The organism is Thermomicrobiales bacterium (assembly GCA_023954495.1).
GTDB lineage: Bacteria > Chloroflexota > Chloroflexia > Thermomicrobiales > CFX8 > JAMLIA01.
The window spans coordinates 1-13,338 of record JAMLIA010000007.1 but is presented as its reverse complement, the minus strand read 5'-3'; the positions used below and the strand labels follow the sequence as shown (position 1 = coordinate 13,338).

Annotated in this window: 15 protein-coding genes; 6 read left to right on the top strand and 9 right to left on the bottom strand. The window is 63.8% G+C overall.

Features of this window, described 5'->3' with window-relative positions:
• Positions 1-129 precede the first annotated feature (129 nt).
• Positions 130-1,200: an S-methyl-5-thioribose-1-phosphate isomerase gene (mtnA, locus tag M9890_02420; protein ID MCO5175813.1), complete on the top strand. Its 1,071-nt coding sequence runs from the start codon at positions 130-132 to the stop codon at positions 1,198-1,200.
• On the opposite strand, the gene M9890_02415 is transcribed toward mtnA, so the two are convergent.
• The 6 genes from M9890_02415 to M9890_02390 form a co-directional block, all read right to left on the bottom strand.
• Positions 1,182-2,498, bottom strand: coding sequence for a GNAT family N-acetyltransferase (locus tag M9890_02415; GenBank protein MCO5175812.1), 1,317 nt, complete (start codon positions 2,496-2,498; stop codon positions 1,182-1,184). The genes mtnA and M9890_02415 overlap by 19 nt on opposite strands.
• A gap of 73 nt (positions 2,499-2,571) precedes the next feature.
• Positions 2,572-3,006 (bottom strand): cytochrome c, encoded by a 435-nt coding sequence (locus M9890_02410; protein MCO5175811.1) that lies wholly within the window; start codon positions 3,004-3,006, stop codon positions 2,572-2,574.
• A 304-nt stretch (positions 3,007-3,310) separates the two neighbouring features.
• Positions 3,311-4,525: an acyl-CoA dehydrogenase family protein gene (locus tag M9890_02405; GenBank protein ID MCO5175810.1), complete on the bottom strand. Its 1,215-nt coding sequence runs from the start codon at positions 4,523-4,525 to the stop codon at positions 3,311-3,313.
• A 66-nt stretch (positions 4,526-4,591) separates the two neighbouring features.
• Complete coding sequence (locus M9890_02400) at positions 4,592-5,548, bottom strand: LLM class flavin-dependent oxidoreductase (GenBank protein MCO5175809.1); 957 nt, start codon at positions 5,546-5,548, stop codon at positions 4,592-4,594.
• Positions 5,549-5,557: 9 nt separating this feature from the next.
• Positions 5,558-6,103 carry a hypothetical protein gene (locus M9890_02395; protein MCO5175808.1) on the bottom strand — a complete coding sequence of 182 codons (546 nt, stop codon included), beginning with the start codon at positions 6,101-6,103 and terminating at the stop codon, positions 5,558-5,560.
• A gap of 64 nt (positions 6,104-6,167) precedes the next feature.
• Entirely contained in the window at positions 6,168-6,908 is a 741-nt protein-coding gene (locus M9890_02390) for a hypothetical protein (protein MCO5175807.1), read from the bottom strand.
• 95 nt (positions 6,909-7,003) lie between these two features.
• Between M9890_02390 and M9890_02385 the strand changes: the two genes are divergently transcribed.
• On the top strand, positions 7,004-7,810 hold the full coding sequence (locus M9890_02385; protein MCO5175806.1) for a hypothetical protein: 807 nt from the start codon (positions 7,004-7,006) through the stop codon (positions 7,808-7,810).
• Here M9890_02385 and M9890_02380 read toward each other — a convergent pair.
• Complete coding sequence (locus M9890_02380) at positions 7,807-8,175, bottom strand: helix-turn-helix domain-containing protein (GenBank protein ID MCO5175805.1); 369 nt, start codon at positions 8,173-8,175, stop codon at positions 7,807-7,809. The two genes, M9890_02385 and M9890_02380, sit on opposite strands and share 4 nt — an antisense overlap.
• A 268-nt stretch (positions 8,176-8,443) precedes the next feature.
• Entirely contained in the window at positions 8,444-9,073 is a 630-nt protein-coding gene (locus M9890_02375; protein ID MCO5175804.1) for a CGNR zinc finger domain-containing protein, read from the bottom strand.
• Between the two features lie 139 nt (positions 9,074-9,212).
• On the opposite strand from M9890_02375, the gene M9890_02370 reads away from it, so the two are divergent.
• The 4 genes from M9890_02370 to M9890_02355 all read left to right on the top strand — a co-directional run bounded on the left by M9890_02370 (position 9,213) and on the right by M9890_02355 (position 12,847).
• Positions 9,213-9,353 carry a hypothetical protein gene (locus tag M9890_02370; GenBank protein MCO5175803.1) on the top strand — a complete coding sequence of 47 codons (141 nt, stop codon included), beginning with the start codon at positions 9,213-9,215 and terminating at the stop codon, positions 9,351-9,353.
• 45 nt (positions 9,354-9,398) lie between these two features.
• A complete protein-coding gene (locus M9890_02365) occupies positions 9,399-9,605 on the top strand; it encodes a hypothetical protein (protein MCO5175802.1) in 207 nt (68 codons plus the stop codon).
• A gap of 1,087 nt (positions 9,606-10,692) precedes the next feature.
• Positions 10,693-11,655 carry an AAA family ATPase gene (locus M9890_02360; protein MCO5175801.1) on the top strand — a complete coding sequence of 321 codons (963 nt, stop codon included), beginning with the start codon at positions 10,693-10,695 and terminating at the stop codon, positions 11,653-11,655.
• On the top strand, positions 11,621-12,847 hold the full coding sequence (locus tag M9890_02355; protein MCO5175800.1) for an McrC family protein: 1,227 nt from the start codon (positions 11,621-11,623) through the stop codon (positions 12,845-12,847). Before M9890_02360 ends, M9890_02355 begins: the two co-directional genes overlap by 35 nt.
• A gap of 213 nt (positions 12,848-13,060) precedes the next feature.
• Here the strand turns inward: M9890_02355 and M9890_02350 are convergent.
• Positions 13,061-13,338: low specificity L-threonine aldolase (locus M9890_02350; protein MCO5175799.1), on the bottom strand; the 278-nt coding region annotated here is incomplete at its 5' end.

Here is a 13,338-nt window from a genome sequence, read left to right as displayed (position 1 = left end):
TGACTCCCTCCTCGTCGCATGTCGTACCGGTTCGACGATTGTAGCCGCACTTCCCGCGCTTCATGTCGCGGCGATGGCGACTAGAATGACGGCAGAAGGACGACGCACAGACAACGGAGCAAGGCCGCGATGACCGCACAGACGCCACCAATCGAGCCGCTCGCCATTGATGGCGACGAGATCACGATCATCGATCAGACGCTGCTGCCCGGCGAGGAGCGCCGCATCGTCATCACCTCGGTCGGGGAGATGTGGGAGGCGATTCGCGCGCTGCGTGTTCGCGGCGCGCCAGCCATTGGGATCGCGGCGGCGTTTGGCCTGGATATCGCCGCGCGCCAGTCGACGGCCGCCACATCAGAGGCGCTGCTGGCCGACATCGAGCAGGCACGCGCCTATCTCGCGACCTCACGCCCAACGGCGGTCAACCTGTTCTGGGCGCTCGATCGCGTCTGGGATCGGCTGGCGGCCAGCGACGGCGATGTCGAGGCGCTGCGCAGGATCGTGCGCGACGAGGCGCTGGCGATCCTGGAGGAGGACCGCGCGGCTGGGCGCGCCATCGGCGAGTACGGCGCGGCGCTGCTGAGCGATGGCGCGGTGCTGACCCACTGCAACGCCGGCGGTCTGGCAACGTCCGGCTACGGCACTGCCCTCGCGCCGATTTATGTCGCCCACGAGCAGGGCCACAACCTGCTGGTCTACGCCGACGAAACCCGACCGCTGCTGCAGGGCGCGCGCCTGACCGCATGGGAGCTTTCGCGAGCCGGTGTGCCGGTGACGGTCATTGGCGATGGCATGGCAGCGTCGGTGCTGGCTCGTGGTGGTGTGCAGGCAGTGCTGGTCGGGGCCGACCGGGTGGCGGCGAACGGCGACGCGGCGAACAAGATCGGCACACTGCCACTGGCGATTGTCGCCCACACGCTGGGCGTGCCGGTCTATGTCGCGCTGCCGATCTCGACGATCGACCTGTCGATCGCAACCGGCGCGGACATCCCGATCGAGGAGCGCGATGCCGGCGAGCTGCGTCAGTTCAACGGCCATGCGATCGTGCCGGACGCCGCCGGTGTCTACAACCCCGCGTTCGACGTGACACCGCACGCGTACATCAGTGCATTCATCACTGAGCGCGGCGTCGTTCGCCCGCCGTACTCGTCGGCTCTGCGGTCACTGGTTGCGGGAGAGATTCAGGCGCGCAGCTCGTAGCGCAGGTTACTCAGCCGCTCATCGGCAGAGACGAGCATGAAGCCACAGGCCTCGACGACGCGGCGCGCGGCAGCGTTGCAGGCCGCCACCTCCGCGTTGAGCGGGCGGGTCAGTATCTCGCTGAGGAACAGTGTCAGTGCGTTCGTCGCGACGCCGTGGTCGCAGAGGGACTGGTCCAGCCAGTAGCCGAGGTGGCGTTCGCCGAGCACATCGAAGCAGACGACAGCGCCGACGACAGCGCCGTTCATCGCGATCGCGCGCTTTTCGATGGCCTCGTCGGCGAGGATGCGCTCCCAGCGCGCCGTGAACGCCTCGCGGTCCTGCGAGGGGAATGCGGCGAGCGTGCTGGCAATGACGGCGTCCTGATAGGCGAAGAGGGTTGCGATGTCTACTGGAACGACTGGCCGTAAGGTGACCTCGTCGCGCCGGAGTGTCGTCGGCTCGTCCCCCTCGACCTCGCCGGAGAGCAGACGCCACTGACCATCAGCTCGGCGCTCCAGCGTCAGCCGGAGCGTGATCGTCTCAGCAGGAATCTGGTCAGCGGCAGTCGTGGCTTTCGGCTCGTCGACGCGGCTGGAGCGGAAGCTGATCGGCGCGATCACCTGCGCCGGTGCTGCTGCCGGAGCGGGGGTCGCGACTGGCTTCGCATCCGGCTTGCGCGTCCAGAGGTAGCCCGCAAAGATCAGCGCGATGCCGAACGACATGGCGATATAGAGCAGCTGGTGGCTGCCGAAGCGGGTGAGCGTGCCGCCACTGGCGACGGCGAGCGTACCGATCGCGATCAGCAGGCAACCGATCATGCGATTGCGCATGATGCCTTTGCGGCGGAATGAGTAGACCGAGAAGAGCAGCCCACCAACCAGAATCAGCGTGCCGCCCGAGTTGATCCCGACCGTCAGCGCCGTCATCCCGGCGCTCGGCTCCAGTGCGCGCCAACCTTCGTCAGCGACGTTCGGGCCTATCGGTGTTTTGGAGATGAGCGCGACTGACAGAGCGGTGAGCAGGATCATGACGCCGCTGGCCTTGTCGGCCCACGAGCGGCGCATCAGCAGATAGAGCTCACCGAGCGCGAGATAGCCGACGACGAGTGTTGCGCCGAGGACATAGTAGGTGCGGGCGATCAGCGGGGTCCAGCCGGATAGCGAGCCAATGACTTCGCACAGCGCGGCTGCGCCAAAGACGGCGAACGCGATCGTCCAGACGAGTCCGTTCGGACGTGGCCGCGCGAGATAGTCCCGTGCGACGGCGGCAGCGCATCCAAACGCCAGGATCGTCGCGACGATCGGAAACACAACCATAGAAACCCGCTCACCCAGTCTCCGTCAATCGAAGCCCATCGGGATTGTACCGGACCTCGAACGGAGCGCGGCGCTACTTGGCGGACGCGATGAAGGCGAGGATGTCGGTCAGCTGCTTGTCGTTCAGCTCCATGACGGTGTAGGTCGGCGTATGCGGATCGGCAACGCCCGACTCAGCACGCAGCTTGGGGATCCACTCGGACGGGTCAAACACCTGGCCCTTGATCGGCTGAGCGCGCCCGCCGTCATGGCAGCCGGAGCACCACGGGTTGTACAGCACACCACCACCGGCGACGTCCGCATTCTCGAACGCTTCGATGACGTCGCTTGGCGCATCAATCGGAGTCTCAGTCGGTGCGTTGGCCAGGGCAGTCGTCGTCGCCGCAATCTCCGTCCGCGCCGCTTCCGGCGTCAGATCTTCCAGATTGACGCGCCCGCAACCCACGACGAAGACCATCGCCAGAACAGCAGAGAACACGAGCATCCATCGTCGCATGGTCGACTTCATGTCGGCGATCGCTCCTCTCGAGCGCAATCATCGGCTTGACCGTCTCAGTCGCTGAATCCCCGCAGGGTCGAACATGCACCACGCGTGCGGGGGCGAGCGAGACTCGGACACCAATAACATGACATCCACGGTCACGACCGTGGCTGCCGTCATCATCTGAGGTACTTTCTGGAACAACCGGACGTACTATAGGCATCCGGGAATTGCATGTCAAATCCTCAGACGGAAATGACAAACGTGCAAGACGGCAACCGATCACCTCGGTTGCCGTCTCTGCTGCGTTCGTTGTGGGTAATCGCTGGAGTTAGCGGGCCAGTCGGTCGGCCCGAACTTCCTTCGGCAGGCCCAGCACACGCTCGCCGATGATGTTCTTCTGGATCTCCGATGATCCGGCATAGATCGTCTCGGCGAATGGGTGCATGTAGTGATACGGCCAGTTGCCATGCGGGTCGCCCGGCTGGTCCGGCGCGTAGGCATAGGTGGACGGGCCGCCATCAACGACCTGGCCGTAGGGGCCGAGGATGTCGAGCATCAGCGTGTAGACGCGCTTGTCCAGCTCGGAGTAATGCAGCTTCGAGATCGACGATTCCGGGCCGGGCTGGTTGCCCTTCTCCAGCGTCGAGAGCACGCGCAACGTTGAATAACGCAGCACCTCGATGTCGGCCATGATCTGGCCCAGCCGCTGCCGAACGATCGGATCGTCGATCGGCCGCTGCCCACCTCCCTGCGGCGTCTGCACGATCTCCAGCAGGCGGCTGTAGGAGTGTTGCAGCCCGGCGACGATGCCGACGGTATCACCGCCGCGCTCGTAGGACAGCGTCGTCTGGGCGATCCGCCAGCCGGCGTTCAGCTCGCCGATCAGGTTGTCGGCCGGAACACGGACGTTGGTGAAGAACACCTCGGCGAACTCGTCGGCGATGCCGGTCACCTGCCGGAGTGGACGCACCTCAATGCCGGGCTGGTGCATATCAACGATCAGGTAGGAGATGCCCTGGTGCTTCGGCGCTTCGCGGTCGGTGCGGACCAGCAGGATGCCCATGTCCGCCTCGGGCGCGGTACTCGTCCAGATTTTCTGACCGTTGACAACGAACTCGTCGCCGTCGATGTCGGCGCGGCACTGCAGCGAGGCGAGGTCGGAACCGGCATTCGGCTCGGAATAGAGCTGGCACCAGACTTCCTCGCCGAGCAGGATCTTGCGCAGATAGCGCTCGCGCTGCGCGTCGGAGCCGTGGTGAATGAGCGTTGGACCGACGAGGCCCAGCCCGGCCCAGTTGATTGAGGCCGGAGCGTTCGCGCGCGTCATCTCCTCAACGACAATGGCCTGCTCGATCGGGCGCGCGTTCTGACCGCCGTACGCCGTCGGCCAACCCATCCCGAGATACCCGGCCTCATAGAGCTTACGATGCCACGCCTTCTTGTCGGCGACCGTGCCTAGCGGTTCGCGCGGCGCGTGCTCAGCCAGCCAGGCACGCACCTTCTGCCGAAATGCCTCATCCTCCGGAGTAAAGCGCAGGTCCATCGTGCCTCATCTCCCGATTACGATCATCGTCGCTGTCGTGTATGTGAGCGGCAGTATACGCGCGGTCTACGGCCCGATCGCACCGAGCAGGTGCATCAGGTGCTGCTCCTCCGCCCCGACATCGCCAACCGGCAGATGTGAGACGAGCAGCTCATCCAACCCGAGATTCAGGCGCTCGCTGAGTTGCGCGACGATCTCATCATCACTGCCGCTGATAACCAGATGATCGAGCAGTCCGTCGGTGAATTCGCCTTCCGGCGTCAGCGGGTAGCCAGCCGCAGCGAACATGCGTGCATAGAACGGCAGGCGGCGATAGTTCGCCAACTGCGCGCTCGCCGCCGCCCGCACCGCCGCCCGGTCGGTAGTCAGCGCCACCGGCACCTGTGCGACCATCGGTGGCACGGGCCGTCCGGCCCGCTCGGCACCACGCTGCATAGCATCTCGCGCTTCGCCAGTGAGGTAATCAACCGGGCACAGCCACGAGACGCCGCCATCGCTCAGCTCACCAGCCAGCTCCCAGGCGCGCGGACGCAGCGCCGACACCAGCAGCGGCACGCTCGACGTGCCGGCCATCGTCGCGTCCACCTGATACCAGCGCCCCGCCAGCGTGACCGCTCCATCACGCATGGCCGAGTGCAGGATCTGCACGTACTCGCCGAACCACTCCAGCGGCTGATCGACCGACAGGCCGTACGCCGCCATCGTCGGGCCGTGGCTGGTCCCGATACCCAGCCGAATCCGGCCCGGCGCGATGCCATCCAGCGCCAGCGCCTCGCCGGCGAGACCGAGCGGATGGCGAGTGAAGGCCGGCACGATGCCGCTGCTCATGCGCACGCGCTCAGTCACCATCGACGCCGCAGCGAACACGGCCAACGTGTCGGCACCGAGCGCACCCATCGTCATCCAGATGGAACGAATCCCCGCTTGCTCTGCCTGCTGAATTCGGGAGATCGTCTCGGCTGGTGTGCCGCGCCGCAGATTGAGACCGATCCTGTCTGCGACCGTTGCCATGCTCGTCACCACGAAACCTCCTCAGTCGTCGGCCGGTGGGGTGAAGTCGGGCGTCGGGCTAATGCGCGCCAGCGACGCGATGATCGCGTCCCATTCAGGCATTTCTTCGGTGCGCGTCTGCTGGCTGTTGCTGAACGCCAGGCGGCAGGCATAGCGGTCGAAACGCTGGATGACGCTGATGCCGCCGTCGTTGCCGTAGTCAATCCGGATTTCGCTGTCGTCGGCAGAGACCTGCGCGTTCGGGTTGCGGCGGGTCACGTCGTCCACCGTCCGATCGCGCAGCTCGCTCCAGTCGGGGTTCTGCGGGCGTCCGAGGGCGATCTCGTCGAACGAGAGCTGCGTGCCCTTCGGCGACTCAGCCGCCCACTTGGCCGGATACCACTTCCAGCCTTCCGGCAACGTCATCTCGCAGTGCTCGCCGTCCGTTCGGACGACGGCGTCTGCGCCGTCCTTCCCGACCGTGCGTCCGCCATATCCAGCGCAACCGCTGAGCAGGAGTGACGCCACCAGCAGGGCTGCTATCAGCAGGCCGCTCCGGCCACCATCGTCCGTTCGTGTCAGGCGCATACTCTCGCATCTCCTCCCGGCCAAAGTATTCCAGCCGGGGCGAGCCAATGGCTGGTTTTCCGGGTCAGTCCGACCGCTCGATCGGCGTCCGAGCGACCGCACTCGCCAACCAGACCAGGCTGGTGTTCATCAACAGATCAAAACGTGTCAGCGGCAACAGCCCGGCCTGCCAGTTGGCAATCGCCTCGGCGCTGGTACTGGTCAACGCCTCAATAATGGGCCGAACATGGGGGTCATGCACGTAGGCGACAAACGCAGCGTGAAACGCGGCGTGTTCCTCAAATGCCTGCAGGGCGCCATAGGCCCAGCGCAACTGGTCTTCCAGCGCCGTCATCACACCGGGGTGCGGCGCAGCGTCCGCTGCAGCCTGATAGAGAAACAGCATCATCGCGTCGGTCCCGGCCAGCCAGAGCGCGTGATCACCGAGCGGCACGCGCTCGGCGGCGTACAGGCTGGTCTCCAGCGCCGTGCGCAGCGTGATCTCAACGTCGGCCTCAACGGCAGTGCGCCGATACTCGGTCTTCATCGACGACCAGGCAACTTCGTCGGCCAACGTCCCGCAAGCGCGCACGAAGCCAAACAGATGCGCCAGCCCACGCTCGTAGTGATGGACACTCTCGCGCAGCGCGACCGCCTCGTCGCCGTACTCGGCGAGCAGCGCGTCCCAGCCCTCTTCAAAGATCATGGCGTGCAGGTGCTGAATAGCGTCGTCGAGAGCGCCGACAAAGGCTCGTACCCACTCATCACGCTCACGATCCAGCCAGGCACGGCGAGCCTGGTGGCCCTCCGCATGTGCGTCGGTCATGCCCATCCTTCGGCATCCCTCCTCCTTGAGGATAGCATTCGCGGCTCACCTATACTCTGTGTATGACCGGGTGCATACGAACCGAGGAGGCCGGGATGATCGATCGTGAAATGGTGGAGCGCATCGAGCGCGCGGAGAACGATTCGTTCACCGCAATGTATCGCGCCGCTACCGATCTCGGCACCGCCGTCGTTGAGATCGATGGCGTGACCACCGTCTGGTCGCGCCATGACAATGATCCCGGCTACAACTGCATCATCAACCTCACCGACGCAAGCAATCCGTATCTAACGATCACGCACATTGAGGAAGCAGCGCGCGCAGACGGCGCAATCGTCCTGGGCATTGACGGCTCTCCGGAGACGATCGACGCCGTCGGCAAGGACCACGTCGCCCGGCTCGGCTTCCGCGAGGACTATCAGGAGCACATGTGGGGCCGCAGGCTGGCGGACACCGACCTCGCCATCATGGCCGAACCGGCAGATGCGCCGACCGTTCGCCGCGTGGATGCCGCAGAGTCCGATGCGTTCGCGCGCGTCCTGAACATCGGCTACGACCTGCCCGAGGATTCGGTCCGTGGGCACATCTTCGCTGCGACCCTCGGGCTACCCGGCTGGGCACACTACCTGGTCGAGTACGACGGCCAGCCGGGTTCGGCATCGGTCATGTGTGTCACTGACGGTGTCGCCCAGCTCTTCGTCGCGACGACGATGCCCGTCTTCCGCGGACGTGGCGGACAGGGCGCGCTGATTCGGCGGCGGCTGCGTGATGCGCTCGAGCTGGGCGCTGATCTCGCAACATCGCAGACCGGCACAGAAAACGCCTCGCCGCGCAATATGCAACGGCGAGGCTTTGAGTTGCTGTATACCCGCTGGATTCTCGGGAAGCGGCTGACGGACTAGCTCGCGGCCTCCGCCTCAGGCCGCAGCACGGCGACCAGCGCCGAGCGCGCGGACGTCGAGATACGGTCGCAGATGTGCTGCGCGACTTCCATGTCCAGGCCCAGCTCACCCAGTGCGTCAATCAGTGCAGCATCCACGTCTGACTGCTCACGCTGAATCGTAGCCAGCTCACTTGGCTTGACACCAATCTCGCGGGCAATATCTGCTGCAACCTTGAACGACGGCGCGGTCTGGCCGCGCTCGAGCCGCGACAGATGGCTGGCCGATATACCTGCTCGCCGAGCCAACTCATCGAGCGTGAGTCCGCACTCCATACGCAGCTCGCGAATCCTTGGCCCCATCGAGTTACGCGAACGAGCGGCCACTACTGGGCTCCTTACCTGAAAACCAATCCACGCCCTACCCCACCGACGCAGACAGGATGCGTCAACAGATCAAGGATGAGTAACGTTGAAGCAAATGTCAACCCAACTCCCTGATGGTATTCTCGAACATCATCCCGCAAATGCCGCATCATGCACAAACTGTCATGACTCCTGTCGCGTAATGCTGAATGATCATTCAGATTCCGCTCTGATGAGGCAAACACCCGCAATCTCGTCGGACATGCACATACATGACAGGACACAAAGGCTATTCGCGCTTGCGCGCACGGAAATTGGAGACCTTGGCGCGGTTGCCGCAGGTCTGCATGCTGCACCAGCGCCGACTCCGGTTACGGGTGGCATCGATAAATAGCCAACCGCAATCGTCGGCTGCGCACTCACGAACGCGATCGAGCTGCCCGTGAATCAGCAGATCGACGGCGTCCTGCACAATCGGCCAGAGGGGGCGTTCGAGGAACGCGGGAACATCACCAACCGGCTCCCAGCCAAGGACCACCTGGCCATCCAGCACCTGGAGCCGCCGCTGCTCTGCGGCGCGCACCATGCTCGGGCCGATCTTGCTGAGATCGCTCTGCCGCGGCGTGTGGCCCGCCGCAACTGAAGCGAAGATGCTGAACAGCACCTCGCGGACGTGCAGAGCGTCCTGCCAGGCGCGAGCCGCGTCATCGGCGGCGCGCATCGCCATCTGGGCAAGCGCGCCAGTGTCGGCAGCGTCGATGCAATCGACACCGCGCGCGAACGACAACAGCTCATCGTACGAGCGTATCTGATCGCGCGGCTCTTCATCGTAGCGACCGCTCAGCGTATTGACGAAATCGAGCGCGAGCGCCCCGGACGTATAGTCGAACGCCCCCGCTTCGGGCGCGAACTCTTCCATGACATCACCTTCCAGGCGGCAAAATCCCACTGCCGTAACTGGCATATAACCATTGACAGGTTACGCCACTCCTGCTATGATGTAACCTGTGAATTGACTGTAACAAGTTACGGTCACGGCGTCAAGATCGACCCAGTGGATGATCCGGCGCAGCGCGAAAGGCAAACGCATGTTCGTTATTGATCCTGACACCGCCATCCGGCTGGCCAAGACCATCGAAGCCGATCGTCAGCGCGAGGCGAACCGGGCGCAGCGCACTCGCCTGCTCCGTCGCTCCTGAGCCTCGCCCGGCCATCGTCCTGAGACAGAAGGATCCACCACCACAATGATCGATCACCGCGACATCATGACCCGCTACGCTGACACACAGGCGCAGCAGTCGCTGGTTAATTGCGGGCAGCAGCCGGCGCGCGTCCACTATCTCGAAGTCTTCGAGCTCCCGTCGCGCTCCTCCGCCGAATTCTCCGGCGGCACCCGCACCGGCGTCGGCCGCGCCATCTTCCGCCGCCTTCGCGGCGCGCTGGACGTGTAGCGCCTCCAACTGAATACAGCAAGAGCGCGGGTGGGCCGAACGGCCCTCCCGCATTTTGTGTAGCGGATGCCGTATATTCACCTTCAGAGAAGATCACTGAATCGTCAATTGGGGAGCAGGCCAGAGCGGCGGCTTGCCCGCAGGGCGTATCACGCCGGGTTCGCTCTTCCGCGCGGGACGGGTGGGAGATTTCTCACTGCGGTTCGAAATGACAGGAAATGGGGTTGGCTGTCGCTCTGACAACCTGCTGAAGGTCGTCAGTTCCAGCATGTCGAGCGTCCCGGCGCGGCAGCCACCCTCGAATCCTGTCATTTCGAACCGCAGTGAGAAATCTCCCTTCCATTCGATGCAACCCAACGCAGAGGGACTGCCAAGCCAGCACATCTGACAGGATGCCATTGATCGTCCGCACAATGAACCAAAGATGGAGCAATGACGTATGTCGGAGCAACGTGCCTCTGAAAACCCTTGGGACGAGTTCATTTACTGGGCGAGACGGTTTTATGAGTGGGATGGCTTCGACGATGAAGCTCGCGAGTACAAGTTGCAGGTCGCCGAGCTAGTCCAGTCAGCCAAAGACGCACTTCTAAACGAAAGCGACTGGCTCGGGCCACTGGAAGGAGCATTTAAGTCTAGGGCATATAAGGCTAGTACGAGCAGCATCGTTCACTGGAATACGATTAACGAGTTTCGTGCGTGGGCAATGACCAACCGTACTGCGGTACAGGCGATGCTACGCGATATTTGGTCTACACACGACATCCAGCAAGCGTCGAACGCATTCTTCAGTTCACTACCTGAAAGTGTGAAACGTCGCGGTCAGCGAGATGCGATCTTTTCGGTTCTTATGATGGGGATTGATCCATCCAGGTATCCACCCATTCGCCCGTCGTCAACCGAGGACTGCTATGTGCTAACCAACTATCCCCTGCCGCCAGACAACCAAACGAGCGTCTATCCACACGCGCTGCGATTCTTCGATACGATGCTTACAGAAGCGACGAAGCAAGGACTGGATCTTCAAGACCGACAGGACGCCCATAGTGTCGCTTTGGCTGTCACGGAGTGGAAACTCGATCATCGGTCAATGGCCAATTGGCCCGAAGAAGAGAAAGCACGCTTGCAGACATTCCGCACAAAGACAACTGATCCTTCCCCCGACCCAATCACTCCACCACCCTCACCCACCGATCCTCTCGCCGCCCTCGCCGACGAGCTGCTGCTGCCGGTCGAGTTCCTGCTGCGCATCAACAACCTGCTGGATGACAAGCGACAAGCTATCTTCTACGGACCACCGGGCACCGGCAAGACGTACGTTGCTCGCAGACTGGCCGAGACGATTGCCGGTGACAGCAGTCGAGTGGCGCTGGTGCAGTTCCATCCCTCGTACGCCTACGAGGACTTCGTGCAGGGTTATCGGCCAGCCGCGAGCGGCGGGTTCGAGCTGCGCAATGGCCCGCTGGTGCGCATCGCTAATGCGGCGCGCGAGGATCCCGGGCAGACCTACGTCCTGCTGATCGACGAGATCAATCGCGGCAACATTGCCAAGGTGTTCGGCGAGCTCTATTTCCTGCTGGAGTACCGCGATCACGAGCTGAGCCTGCAGTACTCCGACGAGCCGTTCGCGCTGCCGGAGAACCTGTGGATCATCGGCACGATGAACACCGCCGACCGCTCGATCGCGCTGATTGATGCCGCCCTGCGTCGCCGCTTCTACTTCGTGCCGTTCATGCCCAGCGAAGCGCCGATCGACGGCTTGTTGCGCCGCTGGCTGGCACGCCACAAGCCACAGATGCAGTACGTCGCCGACTACGTCGATCGCGCCAACCAGATGCTCGACAACCGCGACAGCGCAATCGGGCCGAGCTACTTCATGAAGACGACGCTCGATGACGCCTGGCTGGCCATGATCTGGGATCACGCGATCTTGCCGTATGTCGCCGAGCACTTCTTCGGGCAGGAGGAGCGTGTCGATCAGTTCCGGCTCGACCGGATCGCAGGTACAGAGGCGGACGATGAGACTGCTGACACTGACGGAATACCGGACTGAGCAGGGTATCGCGCTCTCAGCCAACGAGCGTGATACCCTGCGCCGGGTCGCTCCATTTATCGACATCACGCCAACGCCCGAGACCAGCGCCTGCTACGATCTGCGCCCCGGCTCGACGATCGGCACGGTCGACCTCGGCACGCTGGCCATCGAGATTCGCCCGAAGCTGCCAATCGACCGAGTCCTGTTCCTGATTTCCTACGCACTCGGGCAGCGACGGTGGGACGAAGTCACGTTCGATCTGGCACCGGCACCGTCGCTGGTGGAGGCGATCGTGCCGGGCTTCGTCTCGCAACTGCACCGCGCATTGCAGCACGGCGTCCTGCAGGGCTATCGCGTCCAGGAGGACGCGCTGCTGACCATTCGTGGTCGCATCCGCTTCGAGGACCAGATTCGTCGCCGGTTCGATCAGTTGCTGCCGATCGAGGTGCGCTACGACGAATTCTCCGCCGACATCGACGAGAACCGGCTGCTGAAGGCGGCCATCGAACGCCTGCGCCGTCTCCGGTTGCGCTCCCCGCGTCTGCGCCACGCGCTGCACGCCTTCGACAGGTTGCTGGCCGAGGTGTCGGCAGTGACCTACGATCCGCGTGCGCTGCCCGAGATCACCTGGACACGTCTGAACGAGCGTTACCGACCAGCGGTAACGCTGGCGAAGCTCATCCTCCGCGCAACGTCGTTCGACATGCTTCACGGCCACGTCCGGGCATCGACGTTCCTGATCGACATGAACGAGGTGTTCGAGGATTTCGTCGTCCTCGCACTCCGCGACACACTCAACCTGCGCAGCACCGAGTTCCCGCAGGGCAACGCAGCGCGCGCACTAACGCTGGATCGTGCCGGGGCGCTCCGACTTAAGCCAGACATCTCATGGTGGGACGGCGGGCGCTGCCTGTTCGTCGGCGACGTGAAATACAAGCGAACGACGATCGGTCAGCACGACGACATCTACCAACTGCTGGCCTACGCCGTCGCCGCCGACCTGCCGGGCGGGCTGCTGATCTACGCCGCAGGCGAACGGGAGCCAGCCAGACACGACATCATCCACCTCGGCAAACGTCTGGAGATCATCGCCCTCGACCTCGCTGGTCCGCCTGAGACCGTCCTGCAGCAGATTGAGCACGTCGCCCAGCGCATCCGGCAGTTGCGGCGGCATGCGCTGGCAGGAAATCCAGTGCTCTCGCCAGCATGACGAGCAGTTCGATTCGACAGTCACCCCCGAAATCTGTCATTTCGAGGCCACAGCTGAGAAATCTCCCCTCCGTTGGACTGTATCAAACGGGTGGGAGATCTCTCACTGCGGTTCGAGATGACAGGAGAACGGGTCGGCTACCGCTTCGAAAGAACTGGGTAGGCCGACGCTAACGGCCCACCCACGACGACTGGACACGGCCGCACAGACGCCCTACCCCGCCAGCACCGCCTCGCGCATCACCTCGACGGCGCGTTCGATGTCGGTGCGGGAGATGTCGAGATGGGTGACGGCGCGCATGCGGGTGCCGCTGCCGCCACCCATCCGGACGCCGCGCTCGGTGATGGCGGCGTTAACTTCGCCGCCGGTGCGGCCCGTCTCGCCGACATCAAAATGGACGATGTTCGTCTCGATGTCGCTGGGCGTGCAGCGAATGCCGGGGATGTCGGCCAGCCCCTCGGCGAGCAGACGGGCGTTCGCGTGGTCGTCGG

Excerpts from the sequence above, each read along its gene's own strand:
- mtnA (MCO5175813.1), top strand. The coding sequence starts at position 130 with ATGACCGCACAGACGCCACCAATCGAGCCGCTCGCCATTGATGGCGAC.
- M9890_02415 (MCO5175812.1), bottom strand. The coding sequence starts at position 2,498 with ATGGTTGTGTTTCCGATCGTCGCGACGATCCTGGCGTTTGGATGCGCT.
- M9890_02410 (MCO5175811.1), bottom strand. The coding sequence starts at position 3,006 with ATGAAGTCGACCATGCGACGATGGATGCTCGTGTTCTCTGCTGTTCTG.
- M9890_02405 (MCO5175810.1), bottom strand. The coding sequence starts at position 4,525 with ATGGACCTGCGCTTTACTCCGGAGGATGAGGCATTTCGGCAGAAGGTG.
- M9890_02395 (MCO5175808.1), bottom strand. The coding sequence starts at position 6,103 with ATGCGCCTGACACGAACGGACGATGGTGGCCGGAGCGGCCTGCTGATA.
- M9890_02390 (MCO5175807.1), bottom strand. The coding sequence starts at position 6,908 with ATGACCGACGCACATGCGGAGGGCCACCAGGCTCGCCGTGCCTGGCTG.
- M9890_02385 (MCO5175806.1), top strand. The coding sequence starts at position 7,004 with ATGATCGATCGTGAAATGGTGGAGCGCATCGAGCGCGCGGAGAACGAT.
- M9890_02375 (MCO5175804.1), bottom strand. The coding sequence starts at position 9,073 with ATGGAAGAGTTCGCGCCCGAAGCGGGGGCGTTCGACTATACGTCCGGG.
- M9890_02370 (MCO5175803.1), top strand. The coding sequence starts at position 9,213 with ATGATCCGGCGCAGCGCGAAAGGCAAACGCATGTTCGTTATTGATCCT.
- M9890_02365 (MCO5175802.1), top strand. The coding sequence starts at position 9,399 with ATGATCGATCACCGCGACATCATGACCCGCTACGCTGACACACAGGCG.
- M9890_02360 (MCO5175801.1), top strand. The coding sequence starts at position 10,693 with ATGGCCAATTGGCCCGAAGAAGAGAAAGCACGCTTGCAGACATTCCGC.
- M9890_02355 (MCO5175800.1), top strand. The coding sequence starts at position 11,621 with ATGAGACTGCTGACACTGACGGAATACCGGACTGAGCAGGGTATCGCG.